Genomic DNA, 21224 nt, shown 5'->3' with positions numbered 1-21224 from the left:
AGTTATAAAAATCAAGCTATGTTACAAATTGCATTTATTAGAGAAAATCAAGAGAAAGTAATCAAAGCTTTAGCAAAACGAAATATCGATGCTAAAAGCGTTGTTGAAGAGGTGGTTCAATTAGACGAAAATCGTCGTGCTGCACAGGTGGAATTAGACAATACTTTATCAGAATCTAATAAATTGTCCAAAGATATTGGTGAATTGATGAAAGCTGGAGAGAAAGCGAAAGCCGCAATCTTAAAAGAAAAAACAGTTTCGCTAAAAGAAAAAAGCAAAGAACTGAGCGAAAAAGCAGAAGCTTTGGCTGTTGAGTTGACGAATAAATTATACACATTACCAAACCTTCCAGCAGATATTGTTCCTGAAGGAAAAACGCCAGATGATAATTTGAATGTTTTCCAAGAAGGAGATATTCCGACTTTGCATGAAGGCGCACAGCCACACTGGGAATTGGTAAAGAAATACGATATCATCGATTTTGAATTGGGTGTAAAAATTACTGGGGCAGGATTTCCTGTTTATAAAGGGAAAGGAGCAAAGCTTCAACGTGCTTTGATTAACTATTTCTTAGACAAAAATACTGCTGCAGGATATAACGAAGTTCAGGTTCCGCATTTGGTAAACGAAGCTTCAGGTTTTGGAACTGGACAATTACCAGACAAAGAAGGACAAATGTATCATTCTACAATTGATGATTTATATTTGATTCCAACTGCTGAGGTTCCAGTTACGAATTTGTTCCGCGATGTTATTTTAAACGAAAGCGAATTGCCAGTTTTGCATACGGCCTATACACCATGTTTCCGTCGTGAAGCAGGTTCTTACGGAGCACACGTTCGCGGTTTAAACCGTTTGCACCAATTTGATAAAGTTGAAATTGTGCGTGTTGAGCATCCTGATAATTCTTACGCAGCATTAGATGGAATGGTAGAACATGTAAAAGACATTTTAAAAGAATTAAAATTACCTTACAGAGTTTTACGTCTTTGCGGTGGCGATATGGGATTCACATCTGCTTTGACTTACGATTTTGAAGTGTTTTCTACAGCACAAGACCGCTGGTTAGAAATCAGTTCTGTTTCTAACTTTGAAACTTTCCAGGCAAATCGTTTGAAATTACGTTTCAAAGACAAAGACGGAAAAAATCAATTGGCGCATACACTTAACGGAAGTTCATTAGCGCTTCCTAGAGTTTTGGCAGGAATTATAGAAAATTACCAAACTCCAGAAGGAATCGTAATCCCAGAAGTTTTACGTCCTTACTGCGGATTTGATATTATAAACTAAAAAAAGATAGTTTTTAAGATACAAACCTAACAGGTTTTAAAACCTGTTAGGTTTTCTTAATTTATAGAAATTAAAAAACGGAGCATGATGAATGGAATTTTAAACTGGAACGTAGATCCTGTTATTTTCTGGATTACAGATAGTTTTCCTTTAAAATATTACGGAGCTCTTTTTGCCTGCGGAATTCTTTTAGGTTTCTACATTGTTAGAAATATTTATAAGAAAGAAAATCTTTCGCTAGATAATCTCGATACTTTATTGATTTATGTAATTGTCGGAACCGTTTTAGGCGCTAGACTTGGACATTGTTTCTTTTACGAACCGGAGTATTTCTTGAAACATCCGATAGAAATTCTTTTACCGATTCAGAAAATAAAAGGAGTTTATCAATTTGTGGGTTACCAAGGTTTGGCAAGTCACGGAGGATCGATCGGAGTTATAACGGCAATGATTTTGTATTGCCGAAAATATAAAGTTCAGTTTTTAGGACTTTTAGATAAAATGGCAGTTGCAGTTCCTGTAACGGGTACTTTTATCAGAATGGGGAATTTTATGAATTCTGAAATCTATGGAAAACCAACCAACGGAAATTGGGGAGTTGTTTTCCAAAAAGACGATTTAATTCCTCGACATCCAACACAATTATATGAAGCTTTTGCTTATTTGTTGATTTTTGGAATTCTGTTTTATATGTACAAATCAGAAAAAATCAGAAGTGCACAAGGATTAATCTTTGGAACTTTCTTAACTTTATTATTTACAGCTCGTTTTATAATTGAATTTTTCAAGGAAAATCAAGAAGCTTTTGAAAACAATATGCTAATTAATATGGGACAGATTCTAAGTATCCCATTTATTTTAATTGGTTTAGGATTGATTTTTTGGAAAACTAAGAAAGTCTCAGTTTACAGTAACTAGAAAAGTCTCAGTTTACAGTTACTAAAAACTAAAAAAGTCTCAGTTTGCTGTTGAAGTATGATCGAAAACTGCGATTGCGACTGCAACTAAAAACTGCGACTGAAAACTAAAAAAAGGCTGAAAACTAAATAAAAAAGGCAGTATGAAAAACATATTGATTGGAATCGTTTTATTATGTTCTGGTTTGGCGTTTGGTCAAAACGAGCAGCTGGCGCAATATTATTACGATAAAGGTGATTTTAATAAAGCTAAGATCAGTTATGAAGAGCTTTTAAGAAGTGCGCCATCCAATACGCAGTATTTTTTACGAACTGTAGATTGCTATCAGCAATTACAGCAGTTTGCCAATGCCGAAAAAGCTATTCAAGAGCGTTACAATCGTTACAAACAAGGTGTTTTCTTGGTTGAATTAGGATATAATTTTCAGTTGCAGAAAAACGATTCGAAAGCTAAAAATTACTACGAACAGGCAATCGAAAAAATAAAGGTAAATCCAAACGATGTGTATGGAGTTGCGAGTTCGTTTGAGAAAAAAGTATTATTAGAATATGCTTTAAAAGCGTATCAGACTGCAATGCAGATTCAGCCAAACTTCAATTTCAATTTTCAGATCGGAATGTTGTATGGACAGTTAGGTAAAACCGATTTGATGATAGATTTGTTATTGACAGAATCTTTTACAAATCCGCAGAATACCAATTTGATTCAGACGCAACTGTCGCGATTCATGAATGGAGAAACCGATAATACGACTTTTAAAGATGCAATGCGAAAAGCCTTAATCTTGAAAACCCAGAAAGATCAGGACGTTTTTTGGAATCATTATTTGAGCTGGTTTTATGTGCAGCAAAAAGAATTCGGAAAAGCCTTTATTCAGGAAAAAGCCATTTACAAACGCGAACCAGAATCGTTAATGAGTATTGTCAATTTGAGTCAGTTTGCGATGAATGAAGGAGACACCGATACGGCTGAGGAAATTCTGAATTTTATTCTTCAAAACACAAAAGATCGTGATTTACTGATTCAGTGTAATGCCTATTTAATGCAAATCAAGATTGATAAAGCGCAGGAAAAAGATTATCCAGCTATCAATCAAGAATTGCAGCAATTATTGGCAACTTACGAAATCAGTCCTTTTACCTTATCTTTGCAAATCATTCAAGCCCATTTTCTGGCCTTTAATTTGAAAAAGACAGAAGAAGGAAAGGCAGTTGTCAAAAAAGCTTTAGAATTAAATTTAAATGAATATCAAAAAGCCGATGCCAAAATGGAGCTGGCTGATATTCTGCTTTTAGAAGAAAAGTACAATCAGGCACTTATTTACTATTCGCAGATTCAATTGGATTTAAAGAATGATGTAATGGCGCACGAAGCGAGTTTGAAAGCGGCTAAAACCAGTTATTATAAAGGCGATTTCGAATGGGCGAATAAACAGTTTAAAGAATTAAAAGCAGCCAATACGCAGTTAATCGCCAACGATGCTTTAGAATATTTTCTTTTAATTAATGATAATACCGCCGCCGATTCAACTCAAGTGGCGCTGAAACAATTTGCGAAAGGAGATTTTTTAATTTATCAGAATAAAAAACAAGAAGCGATTGCACAGTTTCAGAATATTTTAAAAACCTACAAAGGACAAGAAATAGAAGCCGTAACATTATTGCGTTTAGGAAAAGTTTACGAAAGCCAGAAAGATTTTGCTTCGGCTTTAAGTCAATACCAGCAGATTATAGACAATCACAGCGACGGAATTTATGTTGATGAAGCGCTGTTTTTCTCAGCCGAAATTTATAACGACGAACTAAAAGATCCAGAAAAGGCAAAGCCTTTATATGAAAAGGTAATTTTTAATCATCAAGACAGTATTTATTTTGTCGATGCTAGAAAAAAATACCGTGAGTTAAGAGGGGATAAGAATTTATAAATTTCAATATTTTAAATTCCAAATTCCAAGAATAAAAATTAGTAAAATGATGATTTGAAAAGATTTAAGAGGCAAGAGGAAAAACTCAGAACCTTAGAATCTTAGCATCTCAGAACCTTAGAAAAAATGATTATTTACAACGTTACCACAAACATACACGAAAGCGTTCATGACCAATGGTTAAAATGGATGCAAGAAAAGCACATACCAGAAATTCTGGCCACTAATAAATTCTCTTCGGCGCGAATTGTAAAAGTTTTGGTTGAAGAAGAAATGGGCGGAATTACGTATTCTGTGCAATACATAACAGACAGCAAGGAAACTCTAGAGAAGTTTTATATCGAAGACGAACCAGAGTTTCATAGAGAAGCATTAGGTTTATTTGCAGATAAAATGCTTTCTTTTAGAACAGAATTAGAGGTTGTTTCTGAGCATTAATATTTAGTGTTCAGTTTTCAGTAATTAGTATTCAGTCAAAAGAAATTAAATCTTTGTGTCTTTGTCCCGATAGCTATCGGGATTGTGGCAAAAAAAGAATACTTTTGCAGCCTCGTGGCAAACAAGAAATGAAATGGAAAAAGTAAAAGCCAAAAAACATTTAGGACAGCACTTTCTTAAAGACGAAAGCGTAGCAAAAGCTATTGCAGACACTTTAAGTCTGAAAGGGTACGATGAGGTTTTAGAAATAGGACCAGGGATGGGTGTGCTTACTAAGTATTTGCTTGAAAAGCCAATTACTACACATGTTATAGAAATCGATACCGAATCTGTAGCATATTTGGATGCACATTATCCAAAATTAAAAGACAAGATTATTTCTCAGGATTTCCTGAAATATAATATAAATGAAGTTTACCAAGACAAACAGTTTGCCATAATTGGAAACTTTCCGTACAATATTTCTTCTCAGATTGTTTTTAGGACATTAGATCTTAAACATCAGATTCCTGAATTTTCAGGAATGTTCCAGAAAGAAGTAGCCGAGCGCATCTGCGAAAAGAAAGGCTCGAAAACCTACGGAATACTATCCGTTTTAGCTCAGGCTTTCTATACTACAGAGTATCTGTTTACGGTTGATGAAAACGTTTTTATTCCTCCGCCCAAGGTGAAATCGGGTGTGATGAGAATGACCCGAAAGGAAGATTACAGTCTTCCTTGCAGCGAAAAGTTATTTTTTACAGTTGTAAAAACCGCTTTTCAGCAGAGACGAAAAACATTACGTAACAGTTTGAAAACATTAAATTTATCAGACCATTTGCGAGAAGACACTATCTTTGATAAACGTCCGGAGCAGCTTAGCGTCGATGAATTTATTGAACTAACTCTAAAAATAGAAACCGATGGAGTTCAAAGTTAGTAAAGAATTTATACACCAGCTTGAGGAGCTGATCAATAAGAAAAACGACAGTGAACTGGAAGTTTTACTTAATGATCTCCACCATGCTGATATTGCCGAAATTTTAGACGAATTAGATTTCGACGAGGCAACTTATATCTTTAAGGTTTTAGATAGTGATAAAACAGCCGAGATTCTTCTTGAATTGGAAGAGGATCTGCGTGAAAATATCTTAAGCCGACTTTCACCAAAGGAAATCGCAGAAGAGCTTGACGAGCTTGAAACCAATGACGCTGCCGATATTATCGCAGAACTTTCGCAGGAAATCAAAGCGGAAGTAATCTCTGAAATATTAGACGTTGAACACGCCAAAGATATTGTTGATCTTTTGCGTTACGACGAAAACACTGCAGGTGGTTTGATGGGTAAAGAGCTTGTAAAAGTGAATGAAAATTGGAACGTTTTGACCTGCGTTAAAGAAATGAGAATTCAGGCTGAAAATGTATCTCGAGTACATTCTATTTACGTAGTCGATGATGAAAACCGTTTAAAAGGAAGATTATCTCTTAAAGATTTACTGACTTCTTCTACCAAAACTCAGATTGGTGAAGTCTATATCCGAAAATTAAATTTTGTAAATGTTGATACAGAAGACGTAGAGGTCGCTCGTATCATGCAGAAATACGACTTAGAGGCAATTCCGGTTGTTGACGAATTAGGTCGTTTGGTGGGAAGAATTACTATTGACGATATCGTAGACGTAATCAAGGAAGAAGCCGATAAAGATTACCAGTTAGCTGCCGGTATTACCCAAGACGTTGAATCGAATGACAGCGTTTACGAATTAACCAAAGCGCGTCTGCCTTGGCTTTTAATCGGGATGGTGATCGAAATTGTAGCGTCTTTTGTTTTAAAAGGCAATGAAGCAACGTTTCAGAAATATTCTACACTAATTATTTTTGTTCCTTTGCTTTCGGCAACTGCTGGAAATATCGGAGTTCAGGCTTCGGCAATCGTGGTGCAAGGTTTGGCAAACGGAACGCTTAAAGATTTCAGCCGTGCTTATTTTACTAAAGAAATTACCGTTTCAATGATTTCCGGAAGTATCATTTCGTTTCTTTTGTTATGCTATCATTCTATCATGTATCAGCAGTATTTAGTAGGATTTGCGATTTCAATTTCAATGATTGTTGTGATTTTGTTTGCGGCGACTTTAGGAACTTTGGTCCCTCTTTTCTTAAATAAAAATAAAATTGATCCCGCAATTGCGACTGGTCCGTTTATCACAACGACCAACGACGTATTCGGAATTATGCTCTACTTTGGAGTAGCAAACTTAATTCTTGGATTTTAGATTTTTGCCACAAATTAGTAGATTACAGTGATTTAAGATCTCTAAAATCTACGTAATTTACAGGCGGAAAAAACGCTGTTTATCAGCTACAAATAATTAAAGCCAACCAGAATGAAAGTACACATTATTGGAGGAGGAAACCTTGGGGTTTCTATTGCCTTGGGAATTGCTAAATTCTCGAAAAACAACCAAGTTACTGTCACAAGAAGGAACATAGCAAGCATTCAATATTTATCTGAATATGGAATTGCTGTTTCTAACGATAATAAACACAACATCCAAGAAGCCGATGTTGTAATTCTAACTATAAAACCGTATCAGGTAGATACTGTTTTGGCCGAAATTTTGCCCGTTATTCAAAACAAAACAATTGCTTCAGCAGTAAGCGGATTGTCTTTGGATGTGCTTCAAACCAAAACAAACTACGAATATCCAGTTGTTCGCATTATGCCAAATATTGCAGCACAGTTTGGAGAGTCGGCAACTTGTATTTCTTTCCCAGAAAAATATGCAGCAAACGCTTCGCCAATTGTTGATTTATTCCAAGATTTAGGAACTGCTCCTGTAATCGACGAAAAATTGATGGATGCGGCAACCGTTTTAGGTGCTTGTGGAACTGCGTATGCATTGCGTTATATTCGCGCGTCTATGCAGGCAGGAATCGAAATTGGTTTTGATTCTAATACCGCTTTAGCAATTGCGGCGCAAACCGTTAAAGGAGCGGCAAAAATGCTTTTAGAAGAACGAGTACACCCAGAACAATTAATCGACCGTGTAACAACACCCCAAGGTTGTACAATCGTAGGTTTAAATGAAATGGAGCATAATGGTTTCAGTTCGTCATTAATAAAAGGAATCAAGACTTCTTTGAAACAAATTAAAGGTTAGGTTTTTAAAGAAATTCCAAATATTAAAAATCCCAAATTCCAATTTTCAAACTGGACTTTGGGATTTTTTTGTTTTGAAGTTCAATATCGTACTCTTGAACAATAATCAATTAAGTCAGAAAGATTTTCTTCATTGAGAACATCTTTAAATGTCATTCTGTGATAATCAATTCCAAACTTTTTAATTTTCAAACTGTCAATTTTATGGTTTTTCCTTAACATCCATTCGACAAAAACCAACGAGTCTAAATTTCTAAGTGCAGGTCCTGTACTCTTGGCGTCTAGTTTGTGACAAGCTGCACAATTGGAATTAAAAATCTCTTTTCCTTTGTAAGCATCTCCTGTTAATTCAAAAGCTTGAGTTCCGCAAAACGAAACGGGTATTTGAGGATTTAAGTTAGGGTTTGGTGGATTATATTTTATTTGATAAATAATAATACCAACAAGGAATATTATTAGTGATATTGATATCGCAAGTATTTGCCTAATTCTTTTCATTTAGCAAGCGTAAGGAAATTGGATTTTTATTTCAATCTGTTTAGCGTGTATTTCAAATAAACAAATCCCATAAGTCCCGCTAAGAAAGAAGCAATTAGAATCGCTATTTTAGAAAAAACAATAATTTCAGGATTTTTAAAAGCAAGAACGGTAATGAAAATCGACATTGTAAAACCGATTCCGCCGAGCATTCCTGCACCTAAGATATGCGCCCATTTTAAATTTTTCGGCAAAGTGCACAAACCTGCAGTTACACCAACAGAAGAGAAAAGTAAAATTCCAAGTGGTTTTCCGACTACTAGTCCGAGAATGATTCCGTAAGTATTGGCATGATTTAAGCCTTCATGCCAGTTTTCGGTAATCGTTAGAGCAGTATTGGCAATGGCAAACAAAGGCAAAATAAAAAAAGCGACAGGTTGGTGCAAAAAATGCTGTAACCTGTATGAAGATGTTTTCTCGCCACCATCTCCAAACGGAATAACAAATGCTAAGATTACACCCGTTATTGTAGCATGAACACCAGAATTAAGCATAAAATACCACATTATAACTCCTCCAATGAGATACGGAATGAGATTGTGAATTTTCATTCGGTTTAAAACAAAAAGAAGACACCAAATTCCAAGTGCAATTCCGAGGTTTAAAAATGAAATCGAAGTGGTATAAAAAATCGCAATCACGATAATGGCACCCAAATCATCAATGACGGCCAAAGCCGTTAAAAATACTTTTAGAGAAGCAGGAACTTTGTTTCCTAGAAGCGATAAAATTCCGATAGCAAAAGCAATATCAGTCGCCATCGGAATTCCAGCTCCGTTTTTTGTAGTTGTTCCGTAATTTAAAACCAAAAAGATTGCGGCAGGAACCAGCATTCCGCCAAAAGCAGCCATTATAGGCAATGAAGCATTCTTAATATTGGATAATTCACCATGATAAATCTCGCGTTCCAGTTCCAAACCGATCAAAAGAAAGAAGATGGTCATCAATCCGTCATTAATCCAATCGGTTACAGAATGTCCTGAAAATTCTTTTTCCCAAAAAGAAACATACGGAATTTGAATCGAAGAGTTAGCGAGAAAAAGAGATAAAATCGTGACCACGAGCAAGATAATTCCTCCCGATTTTTCGTTTTCAAAAAAGGCTTTAAAAGTCTTGGTTAATTTCATTGGGAAGATTTTCTGAAGATTTATATGATGGATTGCAAAATCCTTATTCTTTCAAAGTTAAAAAAAAATCTGACCAATAAAAAGTTTAGGAGCAAAGGCGCAAAGATTCAGAGGTTCAAAGTTTATTGTAATAGGAAAAACTTTGGGGCTTTGTGACTTCACGAGATCAAATTAACCGTATTTTTGTTTTTTATAAAATTTAGAAAAAAATGAGTATAAAAATTCTTCATATCGACAGCAATAATCCAATTTTATGGAATCAATTGGAAGAAGCGGGTTTCGAAAATCACGCCGATTTTAAATCTTCAAAAGAAGAAATTGAAGCGAAAATTCAAGACTATAATGGAATCGTAATTCGCAGCCGTTTCAAGATTGATAAGACTTTTTTAGACGCTGCAACAAAGTTGCAATTTATTGCGAGAGTGGGTGCAGGTCTGGAAAGTATTGATTGTGAGTATGCTTCTGCGAAAGGAATTCATCTTATTGCTGCTCCCGAAGGAAACCGCAACGCTGTTGCAGAACATTCGCTTGGCGTAATTTTATCTTTATTTAATAATTTAAACCAAGCTGATGCAGAAGTAAAAGCCGGACATTGGAATCGCGAAAGCAATCGCGGCCATGAATTGGATTTAAAAACAGTCGGGATTATCGGTTACGGAAATATGGGTAAAGCTTTTGCTAAAAAACTGAGAGGTTTTGATACAGAAGTTTTATGTTATGATATTTTGGACAACGTTGGCGATGAAAATGCCAAACAAGTTTCGTTGGAAGAATTACGCGAAAAAACAGACGTTTTAAGTCTTCACCTTCCTTGGACACCAGAAACAGATAAAATGGTGAATAGCGACTTTATAAATGCGTTTAAAAAGCCTTTTTGGATCATTAATACTTCACGTGGTAAAAATATTGTTACAGCAGATTTGGTTGAAGCCCTGAAGTCTAAAAAAATTCTCGGTGCTGGATTGGATGTTCTGGAATATGAAAAGCTTTCGTTTGAAACTTTATTCCAAGAAAATAATACACCAGAAGCACTTCAATATCTTATGGAGGCAAAAAATGTATTGCTAACGCCTCATATTGCCGGTTGGACTTTTGAAAGTCACGAACGTTTGGCTCAGGTAATTGTCGATAAAATCAAAGCAGTTTACGGTAAAAAATAGCCCACAGCCTTTAGATTTTAATAACGAGTTTTTTCCTGTAAATTTTATTTGGCAAGATTAGTTTTATTTGTTAATTTTTAATAATATTGTTTCCGAATTTAAAAGAATGAGTCTAAATAGATTCTTTTTTTTTAAGTTCGGAGAAAACCGAAAATCCCAAGAGTAGGCCCAAAAACAAATTATCCTAAGTATGATTGAATGGTATAAAATTGCCATGTTCCAGAACTATTCAAATTTTAGCGGAAGAGCTAGAAGAAGTGAATATTGGTATTTTCGTCTGGCAACAGCAGTAATCTTTTTTGTGTTTATTGCTTTAGCTATAATAGTATCAGTAATTGGCGGAGGATTTTTAGGTTTTCCAGTTGCAATAGGATTAATTGCTTTGTATTCTCTTATTGCTTTAATCCCATCTTTGGCTGTAACAGTTAGAAGGATGCACGACTTGGGTAAAAGCGGTTGGAATGTTTTAATTTCTTTTATTCCGTTGGTTGGTCCTATCTGGTTTCTTGTTTTATTAGCAACAGAAGGAGAACACGGAGAAAACTATTACGGTCCAGATCCTAAAAGTACTATTGAAGAAATTGATGAAATCGGAATTAATAATTAACTAAATAATATAAAAATGGAAACTACAAAACCAGAAAGCTGGAATACACCATCTCAACCTAGACAAGAGAATAAAAAAGTATTAGCAGGAATTATGGGAATTATTTTTGGATACTTAGGTATTCATAAATTTATCTTAGGATACACTCAAGAAGGAATCATCCAAATTGTAATTACAATCGTAACTTGCGGAGTTGGTAGTATAATTGGATTCATTGAAGGAATCATCTACTTAACAAAATCAGATGAAGATTTTTACCAAACGTACCAAGTTGGTAAAAAAGGCTGGTTTTAAGAGAAAAATGCATATAATACTAAAAATCCCATTCAGAACTGAATGGGATTTTTTTATGTCTAAAAATGTCTTTTCGTGATATTTTAAAAACTTTTAATGGCTCTAGAAGATTTTCAAAGTGAGTAATCTTGCACTCTGATAGAAGAGAGTAATGGAGTAACTGAAAATCCATAAAGAGTAGGGAATTATAAAGATTTTTATTATGTTAGAAATGTACAAAAAAGTAGTTCTTGAGAACTATACAAATTTTGATGGAAGAGCAAGAAGAAAAGAATATTGGATGTTTTTCTTGGTAAGTACCATCATATCTGTAGTGTTGAACGTTATAGATGCTACTACTGGTTTAACTTTTGGACCTGGAAAAACGGGTATATTAGGTTTGATATATTCTTTATTGGTTTTAATTCCATCATTGGCTGTTGCGGTTAGAAGAATGCATGATGTCGCAAAAAGTGGGTGGTATGTACTTATTCCAATTTATAATTTGATTTTAGCTTGTACAGAAGGTGAAAAAGGGCCAAATCAGTATGGTGCAGATCCTAAGAATCAGTTAGAGGAAATCAATGAAATTGGGAAAGAATAACTTTTCTGGTTTTAAAAAATGTAATTAGAAGTAAATCCCATTTCATGTATTAAATGAAAATGGGATTTTTTTTTTGAATTTTCTCGCGAAGAAATGATTTTAACTTAAGACACGAGAATAAAAATTTTATTTTACTAAATAAAAAACGTTACTTCATTGTAATTAAATTTTGATGTAAAATATGGGATTATTTAGTAGAAACAATAAGATTGAAAAGCCCGAAGTTCTTCTTGAACTTCGAAGTCCAAGTTGTCCAATAACAGCTGTTGTAGAGCAAGACAATAGAACAGCTTATTTTTATTTGTTTGGTGATAATGAAGATTTTGGTATGAAAAGCTGCTGGATTCGAAATTTAACTGAAGCACCAGAAAAAATAGAAACAAAATTGATGGAAAAAGGTGTTCCTCCTATGTTAACCAAAGAGTTTTGCAAATTCCCAAAAGGTCAAGAGGCACTTAGTTCTGATAATTTGGAAATTGTTTGGTTGGAAGAAGGAGATGGAGCAGCATTATTGGAAAATGGAGAGATTTTATGCGTAATTCCTAGTTGGGGAGGTGATGGAGGATTTTATGGGTATTCGCGTGATTGCAACGGTGCTGGCGATTTTGCATGGGAACTTTCAGCAGACAATGAAATGCGCAAACGTATTGAAAGCGCCATTGATTTTTTGGAAGCATGGGATAAAGAACCTAATCCTTTTCAATTGGTACAGCCTGAAATCTTAAATTACTACGATGAAATATTCGGTAAAAGTGAAAAATATTTTGCAATTGATGGACCAGAAGGACCTCCAAAAGGTTTGTATGTGTTTGAAGGAAAAGAAAAGACTGTTTTTGCAACTGTAGCAGTATCATTACGTCCACAGCCAAAAGTAGAAATGTATTGTGAAAATCCTAATGAAGTGAATAGGATTGAACTTGGAGTTATTTTAAAGTCAGGAATGACAAATGAGCAAATAAATGACGTTGCGGGTTTGGTAAGCGGAATTACAATGATACCATGGGACTATATTACATTTTTAGCAGAAGGACATACGGTAGAATTTCAAACAAGTATTAGCGAAAAATTTAAGTATGCGGTACTTACTAATAAATTAAAAGTTTTGCCTCAAATGAACTTAACTAGTTATGCCAAATCAAATATATCTTTTTTATGGATTGTGCCAGTTTCGGAAAGAGAATTGGAGGTAATGAAAGAATCTGGCTCACAAGCTGTACTAAGTAAACTTGACAGTATAGGAGAGGAAATATTCAATTTAGAGCGAAATGAAGTGGTTTAAGGATTAGTATGAAAAAAAGAAAACTCGATAGCACTGATTTGAAATCCGAGCCCTTTTCAAATAGAAAAAATTATAATATCAATAAAGTACAAAGCAACGACAGCAGAGGTTGTAAAGTAAAAGATTTAGATTATGAGTTTTGAATATAATGTTGTTACGGATAAGAAAATTGATTTTGCTCTTTTGCAAAAATTGTGCGACTATCTAAAGAAAAACCGAAGTTTTGAAGATATTAAGGTGAAAGAAAATGGTTTGTTTATTTCTGATAAGACATCTAATTGGGAGTTAGTAGATATAAATTTGATTTCTATTGGGCTCTTTGTCAGTGTAAACCTTAATGCAACTCAAAGAAATGAATTACTACTACTAATTCAGAATTTTATGCAAGATCAAGGATTGGGTGTGGTGATAGATGAAATATAAAAATCGCATTTCAATAGGAAAGAATATTTATGCCAACAAAGTTAAAAGCAATCATAGCTGATTAGTCTTAGAAAATGAATTGAATTTTGTTGTATAGATTTATTGTCATACTCTTTTGGGGCACAGATTTTAAATCCTTGCGATCTGGTCTCCTTATCAAACATTCATACGAAGCGTATGATTGAAATTAAAATTTAATCCTACTAGCAACGAGACATTTATAGGGAATGAATTGTTTTTTAGGATAAGACAGTGAATAAGAAAGCCTCATTTGTATATTTCAAATGAGGCTTTCTCTATGTTTTAAAAGATAAACTTAATCTTCTTTCTCAGATAATTTCTTTTCCAATTCAATCTGAAACTCTTCAATTACAGGTTTCATGGTGCTTTCTGGAATATCTGCAATTCTAATATACATTAAACCGTCGATTGCATTGTTGAATAATGGGTCAACATTAAAAGCAACTACTCTTGCGTTTTGTTTGATGTATTTCTTAATTAAAACAGGCAAACGTAAGTTTCCTGGTTCTAATTCATCAATGATTTTATCAAACTTATTCAAGTCAGATTCTGCTTCGTCAAAAATGAAATCTTTATCGGCGTCTTTTAGTTTTACTTTGTACGCTTTTTTCGGGTGAATGTATTGCGCGATATACGGATCGTAATAGTTCGACTTCATAAACTCAATCATCAATGATTTAGAGAAATCTGAAAACTGATTACTGATACTTACACCTCCAACTAAATATTTATGTTCTGGATGGCGCAAAGTGGTATGAATAATACCTTTCCATAATAAGAACAAAGGCATTGGTTTTTGCTGATACTCTTTTACGATAAATGCACGACCCATTTCAATCGATTTGTGCATCATATCATGAAGTTCTGGTTCAAATCTGAAAAGATCCGTTAAGTAGAAACCTTCAATTCCATATTTTGGATAGATTTCAGAACCTAATCCCATACGGTAAGCACCAGCGATTTTTTTGGTTTCGTCATCCCATAAAAACATATGGTGATAATATTGGTCGTATTCGTCTAAATCGATAGATTCATTCGTTCCTTCTCCAACTTCACGGAAAGTGATTTCGCGTAAACGGCCGATTTCGTGCAAAATGTTCGGAATCTCTTTTGCGCTTGCAAAGAAAACCTCGTAGTTTTTGCTTTGTAAAAACCTGCTGTCACTATCACGTAATGCCTGAACTTCATCAATCAATTTTGATTCGCTTGCAGCTGTTACGATTTTTTTAGGTGCTTTCGGTATTTTAAGACTTGCTGTATCGATCAGTTTGGTGTCTTTCTCAAACGGATTAGCTAGCATATAGGTTTTCTTTCTCAAGAATTCTGAATATTCTTCAAAAGATTCAATTTCGTTTTGTTCACTTACAGAAATTGGTTTTCCGATACGAACTTTAATTACACGATCTTTTTGCGTAAGCAATTCAGAAGGTAATTTGGCGGTACGCAAAGTATCATCAATTTTAGAAAGCCAGTAGAATAATTTACTGTTTTTGGCATGAAAGTAAATTGGAACTACAGGAACTTTTGCTTTTCTGATTAATTTCAGCGCACCTTCTTCCCAAGGTTTATCCACTACTAATTTGCCATCTTTATAAGTTGAAACTTCACCAGCAGGAAAAATACCCAAAGGTTTTCCGTCGCTTAAATGGCGTAACGTTTCTTTAATGCCAATTACGCTCGATTTTGCATCCTTATGGTTTTCAAAAGGATTAACCGGCATAATGTATTTCTTCATCGGAACAATTCTGTGTAACAAGAAATTGGCAATGATTTTGAAATTTGGCTCTCTTTCAAGCATTAATTTCAAAAGCAAAATTCCGTCAATTCCGCCAAGCGGATGATTTGAAATGGTAATATACGCACCATCTTTTGGTAGACGTTTTAAATCTTCTTCTGGGATTTCGAACTTAATTTCCATTTCATCCAAAATTCCATTCAAAAAGTCAAGGTCTTCCAAATGTTTATTACGATCGTAAATTTTATTAAGGGTCGAGATCTTAAGAACCTTCATAAGAATCCAGCCAGAAAAGGTACCGAAAACTCCGTACTTTTCAACATTTATTGCCTTTGCAACTTCTTTCGCGGTAACTAACCCCATGTACTACTTTTAATTTATTAGAACAGCGAACAAAGATAACAAAAAAGTCTACTTTTCGTTGTTTCCAAGACAAACTTTGCACTTTTTTATTACATTTGAAATCCTAAAAAAATCACTGATGAAAATTATTTCTTATAATGTAAACGGAATTAGAGCGGCAATAAACAAAGGGTTTATCGAGTGGCTGCAACAAGCAAATCCTGATGTAATATGCCTTCAGGAAATAAAAGCAACACAAGATCAAATTCCGGTAGATGATATAACAGCAGCGGGTTATCCGTTTCAATACTACTATCCTGCAACCAAAAAAGGATACAGTGGAGTAGCTATTCTTTCTAAAACTAAACCAAACAATATTGTTTACGGTACGGGAATTCATCATATGGATTTTGAGGGTAGAAATCTTCGTGCAGATTTTGATGATGTTTCTGTAATGAGCTTGTATCTTCCATCTGGAACAAACATTGAAAGGCTGGATCATAAGTTTATGTTTATGGATGATTTTCAGAATTATGTCAACGAATTGAAACTTACGGTTCCGAACCTTATTATTTGTGGTGATTATAATATTTGTCACGAAGCAATTGATATTCACGATCCGGTTCGTAACAAAACAGTTTCTGGATTTCTTCCGGCAGAGCGCGCATGGTTAGATGCCTTTATGAAATCTGGATTTATAGATAGTTTCCGTCATTTCAATAAAGAGCCACATCATTATTCTTGGTGGAGTTACCGTGCAGGAGCGAGAGGAAATAACAAAGGCTGGCGTATCGATTATAATCTGGTAAGCAATGCGCTAGAAAAGAGATTAAAAAGAGCGGTTATACTACCAGATGCTATGCATTCAGACCATTGTCCGATTTTAGTCGAGATTGACTAATTTTTGGTATTGTTCTTGTTGAATGAATTTTGGTCTTAAAATTCAGATTGCAATTGGCATTGAATTTTGACATTAAAAAATTATTAAACGCCCCAGAATAAAAACGAATTAAAGAAGATGATTAAAAAAGCCTCCATCGGATTACTAGCATTAGCTTTGTCCACAACGTCGTGTGTTTCTAAGAAAATTTACAATGATCTAGAAACAAAATATTCAGATTTGAAAAAAGAAAATCGTTCTATTGCTGATGAAAATGAAAATTTGAAGAAAGCAAAGAATCAATTGGAAACCGATCGTGATAAACTGGTTAAAGATTTAGCAACTGCTAATGATGATTTGGCAAAACAAAAAGCAGATTTAGCGGCGGCTCAAAATAAATACAAAGTTTTACAAGATTCGTATAATGCATTGGAGAAAAACAGCAATGATGCACTAGAGAAAAACATGGCTAAAAACCGCGAATTGTTAGCGCAATTGGAAGCAAAGGGTAAAGCTCTTGCAGAGGAACAGGCTCGTTTGGACAAAACGGCAAATCGTCTAAAAGAATTGGAAGATATGATTGCTGCGAAAGAAGAAGCAATGCGTAAGCTTAAAGAAACTTTATCTAAAGCATTAACTGGTTTTGAAGGTAAAGGTTTGACAGTAGAACATAAAAACGGAAAAGTTTATGTTTCTATGGAAAACAAATTACTTTTCAACTCAGGAAGTTGGGCTGTTGGAACAGAAGGTAGAAAAGCGGTTGTCGAACTTGGAAAAGTTTTAGGTGATAATCCAGATCTTTCTGTTTTAATTGAAGGACATACAGACGATGATCCGTATGCTGGTTCGGGGCCAATCGCAAACAATTGGGATTTATCGACTAAAAGAGCAACAGCAATCGTAGCGATTTTAACCGAAAATCCAAAAATCAATAAACAAAAACTAACAGCAGCAGGAAGAAGCGAGTTTTCTCCTTTGGCAAGCAACGCAACTCCAGAAGGAAAAGCGAAAAACCGTAGAATCGAAATTATCTTAACTCCAAGATTAGATGAGATTGCGGAGATGTTGAATAGTATTAATTAAAGATGCTAAGGTTCTGAGATACTAAGTTTTTAAGATTTTAAAAAGGTTCAAAGTTTTACTTTGAACCTTTTTTATTGATTGGAATTTAAACTTAGAACCTTAGCTCCTCAGTACCTTAGCCTCTCAAAATAAATCTTGTACTTTTTTTAACCTTTCTCATTTTTAGATTTGAAAAATCGGTTCGTATCTTTGAAGACTTATTATTAAAAAAGGGAAAAAACTTAGAACCTTAGAATTTTAGCAACTCAGTATCTTTAAAAAAAATGAAATACACTACTTTACCCAACACCGATATAAAAGTTAGTAAAATATGCCTTGGAACAATGACTTTCGGGCAGCAGAATACAGAAGCAGAAGGGCACGAACAAATGGATTATGCTCTTGAAAGAGGAGTTAATTTCTTTGATACTGCCGAAATGTACTCGGTTCCTGCGAGTGAAGCGACTTACGGAAGCACAGAAAAAATTATTGGCACTTGGTTTAAAAAATCAGGAAATAGAGACAAAGTGGTTTTAGCATCTAAAATTGCGGGTCCGAATCCGAATTTTGGATACATGCGTGAGAAACTGGATTTTTCTCCAGCAAGTATTAAGTATGCAGTTGAAAACAGTTTGAAAAGACTACAGACTGATTATATCGATTTGTACCAAATGCACTGGCCAGAAAGAAAAACGAATAATTTCGGACAGCGCGCTTTTCACGGACATGATGATGTTTGGGAGGATAACTTTAGAGAAATTCTTGAAACTTTTGACGGATTAATCAAAGAAGGGAAAATCAAACATATTGGAGTTTCTAATGAAAATGCTTGGGGAATGATGCGTCTTTTGGAAGAAAGCAAATACAACAATCTTCCAAGAATTAAAACAGTTCAAAATCCATATTCTTTATTGAACCGTTTATTTGAAGTGAATTCTGCAGAAGTTTCGAAATATGAAAATGTTGGTTTGTTAGGATATTCGCCTTTAGCCTTCGGAGTTTTGACTGGAAAATTCTTAACTGGAGAAAGTCACCCGAAAGCAAGAATTAATCTTTTTCCGCAGTACAAACGTTACAATAGTGACCAATGTACTGAAGCGACTAAATTGTATCTGGAAATCGCTAAAAAACATGGTTTAACGTTAACGCAATTGGCAATGGGATTTGTTTTGCAACAGCCTTTTTTAACAAGTTCTATTATCGGAGCGACAACTATGGAACAATTAAAAGAAAACATCGACACAATTGATGTGGTTCTTTCTAAACAAATCTTAGCAGAAATTGATGCGGTTCAGGCTATAATTCCAGATCCTGCGCCTTAAAGTATATTTAACCGCGAAGAGCGCAAAGATTTACGCAAAGTTCGCAATGTTTTAATCAATAAAATAATAGAAAAGCACGCAAAGATTTTCCTTTTAAAAGTTAAAAAATCTTTGCGTGCTTTGCGTAAATCTTAGCGAACCTTGCGGTTAAACTTCTCTTAATTACAAATCAAATTCATCATCAACAGCCAAAGAATCTTTTTTGATTGCTGTAGAATCTGGAACTTTAATTTTGATTAGAGAACGCGCATTTCCTGAAATGTAAACAGGCAATAATCCGATTGTGTCTTCTGGAACTAAAAGGCCTCTTCTAAACATTAAATTCTTTAGGAATTTTTGGTTTTTAATAGCGTAATCTTTCAAGTTACCTTGATCGTTAAACTGATACATGAATTTTCTTGGTTTCGGAATAATAGTTGCCAAATACAAACATTCGTCAACATTTAAAGCCGAAGGGCTTTTTTGAAAATAGAAATGACTTGCTTCTCCAATTCCGTACACATTTGGTCCCCATTCAATAATATTGAAATACACTTCTAACATTCTTTCCTTGCTTACAATTCGGTTGTTTTCTAAAATGTAAACCAGAAGAATTTCTTCAAGCTTTCGCGAAAGCGTCTTTTCACGAGTTAAAAAGACATTCTTAATTAACTGCATGCTGATTGTGCTGGCACCGCGAGAGAATTTCTTAGTTCGAATGTTTTTAAGAATCGATTGTTTGAAGGCTTCGTTTATGAATCCGCGATGCGAGAAGAAAGAAGGATCTTCGGTTGTTAAAACACATTTTCTTAAATAAGGAGAAATTTGGTCCAAAGGCGTATAATTCGGATTTGCATTTCCGACCAAAACAGGTCGTTGCAACACATTCTGAATAATGGCACGATACACAAACTCGCCGTTTAGTTTATTTAAATCGGCTTCACCATATTTAGTGATTCGTAAATCTTCTTTGTTAAGCTTACTGTCAAAAACAAGCGTATTGGGTTTGTTTTTATTGAATTTGAAATCCAATTTGTAATCGAAATTTCCAGTTGCCTGCATTCCTTGAAAATGCGTGAATAAACCGTCGGGAAGCGAAACGATAAAATCTTGCGCTTTCATTTTTGGAATGTCCATTTTCAAAGTATAAATCGTGTCTTTTTCAGTATCATAAGAAATGTAAGGACGAACCTTGATTTTATTTAACTGCATGGTTGATGTACTGTCAATAGAAATAAAGCTATCGCCTAATAAAAATCGGTAATCAAAACGCGCATTTTTTATAACGACATCTTTGCTCGCGATTTTTGGATGATTGATTTTAAGATTTGCAATAGAAGTGTAACCGTCTATATGGAGTTCGCTGCCGCTTTTGTCTATGTTTTGAACATTCAAACGGATAGAATCGAAACTTGCCTTTAAGTTATAACGCTGATCTAAATACGGAACGCGAATAGCGCCAGTATCTAAATTGAAAAAACGAATGTCTGCTTTTTTGTTTCTCGGATCAGCAAATCCTTTAATGTTCCAACGCTGATCAAAATCTTTTGCTTGAACATGAAGATTGGTTTCGAGCTGTTTGTTGCTTAAAACGAGTTTATCTACAGCAATATTGGTTTGTTTTCCGTTATCGTCAATTTTGAATTTGAAGTTTTTCAAATCCATATCGGTCGGAACCAAATTCAATACTTTCGAAATGATTCTGTAAGCAAAAGCAGCGTATTTACGTTTTTCATTTGAATCGGTTTCTTCTCGATCTCTTTTTAGAAAAGCATCAAAATTTCGTTTTTTGCCTTTTTTTACTAATTGAATATATCCATTGTCTACTTTTAAAGTTCCAACTTGAATATCTCCAATTAATAAATTACTTAAACTGATGCTGGTTTCGACATTTTTTATTTTGACAAGGGTATCAGCATTTATTGGAGCTAAAACTACATCTGTCAATTTTATAGTCGATAAACCATCAAATGAAGCCGATTGTACAGAAAAGTTACTTTGGTATTGAACGGCCATTTTATGGGTAACTTTTGCAATGGCTTGTTTTAAAAGGGAATCACGAAAATAGTAAAGTCCGATGCAAAGCACGATTATTACTATTCCTAGTATTTTTAGTGCTTTGTATATTTTTTGTTTTGGAAAATTCATAGGAGGAGTGGTATTT

The 21224-nt window shown here is 34.5% G+C and carries 19 protein-coding genes and 1 pseudogene; 16 read left to right on the top strand and 4 right to left on the bottom strand.

Annotation, left to right across the window (positions count from 1 at the left end):
- Positions 1-18 precede the first annotated feature (18 nt).
- The 7 genes from serS (at position 19) to proC (ending at position 7710) form a co-directional block, all read left to right on the top strand.
- A complete protein-coding gene (serS, locus tag QLQ95_RS07545) occupies positions 19-1290 on the top strand; it encodes a serine--tRNA ligase (RefSeq protein WP_095930292.1) in 1272 nt (423 codons plus the stop codon).
- Positions 1291-1374: 84 nt separating this feature from the next.
- Positions 1375-2208 (top strand): prolipoprotein diacylglyceryl transferase, encoded by an 834-nt coding sequence (lgt, locus tag QLQ95_RS07540; protein WP_095930293.1) that lies wholly within the window; start codon positions 1375-1377, stop codon positions 2206-2208.
- Between the two features lie 142 nt (positions 2209-2350).
- The gene (locus tag QLQ95_RS07535; protein ID WP_428238898.1) at positions 2351-4132 is read left to right on the top strand and encodes a tetratricopeptide repeat protein; all 1782 of its coding nucleotides are present in this window, start codon (positions 2351-2353) and stop codon (positions 4130-4132) included.
- A gap of 126 nt (positions 4133-4258) precedes the next feature.
- On the top strand, positions 4259-4570 hold the full coding sequence (locus QLQ95_RS07530; RefSeq protein WP_095930295.1) for a DUF4286 family protein: 312 nt from the start codon (positions 4259-4261) through the stop codon (positions 4568-4570).
- A 133-nt stretch (positions 4571-4703) separates the two neighbouring features.
- Entirely contained in the window at positions 4704-5489 is a 786-nt protein-coding gene (rsmA, locus tag QLQ95_RS07525; protein ID WP_095930325.1) for a 16S rRNA (adenine(1518)-N(6)/adenine(1519)-N(6))-dimethyltransferase RsmA, read from the top strand.
- Positions 5473-6822 (top strand): magnesium transporter, encoded by a 1350-nt coding sequence (gene mgtE, locus QLQ95_RS07520; RefSeq protein ID WP_095930296.1) that lies wholly within the window; start codon positions 5473-5475, stop codon positions 6820-6822. The genes rsmA and mgtE overlap by 17 nt, the downstream gene beginning before the upstream one ends.
- 111 nt (positions 6823-6933) lie before the next feature.
- Positions 6934-7710 (top strand): pyrroline-5-carboxylate reductase, encoded by a 777-nt coding sequence (gene proC, locus QLQ95_RS07515; RefSeq protein WP_095930297.1) that lies wholly within the window; start codon positions 6934-6936, stop codon positions 7708-7710.
- An 80-nt stretch (positions 7711-7790) separates the two neighbouring features.
- Here proC and QLQ95_RS07510 read toward each other — a convergent pair.
- Together QLQ95_RS07510 and nhaA are read right to left on the bottom strand one after the other, a co-directional pair.
- Positions 7791-8051: pseudogene (locus QLQ95_RS07510) on the bottom strand (c-type cytochrome); the annotation flags it as partial.
- A gap of 182 nt (positions 8052-8233) precedes the next feature.
- Entirely contained in the window at positions 8234-9373 is a 1140-nt protein-coding gene (gene nhaA, locus QLQ95_RS07505) for a Na+/H+ antiporter NhaA (RefSeq protein WP_482503259.1), read from the bottom strand.
- 209 nt (positions 9374-9582) lie between these two features.
- Here nhaA and QLQ95_RS07500 point away from each other — a divergent pair, with 209 nt between their 5' ends.
- The 6 genes from QLQ95_RS07500 (at position 9583) to QLQ95_RS07475 (ending at position 13719) form a co-directional block, all read left to right on the top strand.
- Entirely contained in the window at positions 9583-10533 is a 951-nt protein-coding gene (locus QLQ95_RS07500; RefSeq protein ID WP_482503257.1) for a 2-hydroxyacid dehydrogenase, read from the top strand.
- Between the two features lie 190 nt (positions 10534-10723).
- Positions 10724-11140, top strand: coding sequence for a DUF805 domain-containing protein (locus tag QLQ95_RS07495; RefSeq protein WP_095930300.1), 417 nt, complete (start codon positions 10724-10726; stop codon positions 11138-11140).
- Positions 11141-11155: 15 nt separating this feature from the next.
- A complete protein-coding gene (locus QLQ95_RS07490; protein ID WP_095930301.1) occupies positions 11156-11434 on the top strand; it encodes a TM2 domain-containing protein in 279 nt (92 codons plus the stop codon).
- Between the two features lie 202 nt (positions 11435-11636).
- A complete protein-coding gene (locus QLQ95_RS07485) occupies positions 11637-12017 on the top strand; it encodes a DUF805 domain-containing protein (RefSeq protein WP_482503255.1) in 381 nt (126 codons plus the stop codon).
- 181 nt (positions 12018-12198) lie between these two features.
- Complete coding sequence (locus QLQ95_RS07480) at positions 12199-13296, top strand: suppressor of fused domain protein (protein ID WP_095930303.1); 1098 nt, start codon at positions 12199-12201, stop codon at positions 13294-13296.
- A 132-nt stretch (positions 13297-13428) separates the two neighbouring features.
- Complete coding sequence (locus tag QLQ95_RS07475) at positions 13429-13719, top strand: hypothetical protein (RefSeq protein WP_095930304.1); 291 nt, start codon at positions 13429-13431, stop codon at positions 13717-13719.
- Between the two features lie 316 nt (positions 13720-14035).
- Here the strand turns inward: QLQ95_RS07475 and QLQ95_RS07470 are convergent, their stop codons facing one another.
- Positions 14036-15838 carry a GNAT family N-acyltransferase gene (locus tag QLQ95_RS07470; RefSeq protein ID WP_095930306.1) on the bottom strand — a complete coding sequence of 601 codons (1803 nt, stop codon included), beginning with the start codon at positions 15836-15838 and terminating at the stop codon, positions 14036-14038.
- A gap of 118 nt (positions 15839-15956) precedes the next feature.
- Here QLQ95_RS07470 and QLQ95_RS07465 point away from each other — a divergent pair, with 118 nt between their 5' ends.
- The 3 genes from QLQ95_RS07465 (at position 15957) to QLQ95_RS07455 (ending at position 19081) form a co-directional block, all read left to right on the top strand.
- Positions 15957-16718, top strand: coding sequence for an exodeoxyribonuclease III (locus QLQ95_RS07465; RefSeq protein WP_095930307.1), 762 nt, complete (start codon positions 15957-15959; stop codon positions 16716-16718).
- A 117-nt stretch (positions 16719-16835) separates the two neighbouring features.
- A complete protein-coding gene (locus QLQ95_RS07460) occupies positions 16836-17780 on the top strand; it encodes an OmpA/MotB family protein (protein WP_095930308.1) in 945 nt (314 codons plus the stop codon).
- Between the two features lie 263 nt (positions 17781-18043).
- Entirely contained in the window at positions 18044-19081 is a 1038-nt protein-coding gene (locus tag QLQ95_RS07455) for an aldo/keto reductase (RefSeq protein WP_320495739.1), read from the top strand.
- Positions 19082-19243: 162 nt separating this feature from the next.
- Here the strand turns inward: QLQ95_RS07455 and QLQ95_RS07450 are convergent, their stop codons facing one another.
- Positions 19244-21208 (bottom strand): transglycosylase domain-containing protein, encoded by a 1965-nt coding sequence (locus tag QLQ95_RS07450; protein ID WP_482503252.1) that lies wholly within the window; start codon positions 21206-21208, stop codon positions 19244-19246.
- Positions 21209-21224 lie beyond the last annotated feature (16 nt).

This window comes from Flavobacterium sp. B330r (assembly GCF_056824325.1).
This window is presented reverse-complemented; position numbering and strand designations above follow the sequence as displayed.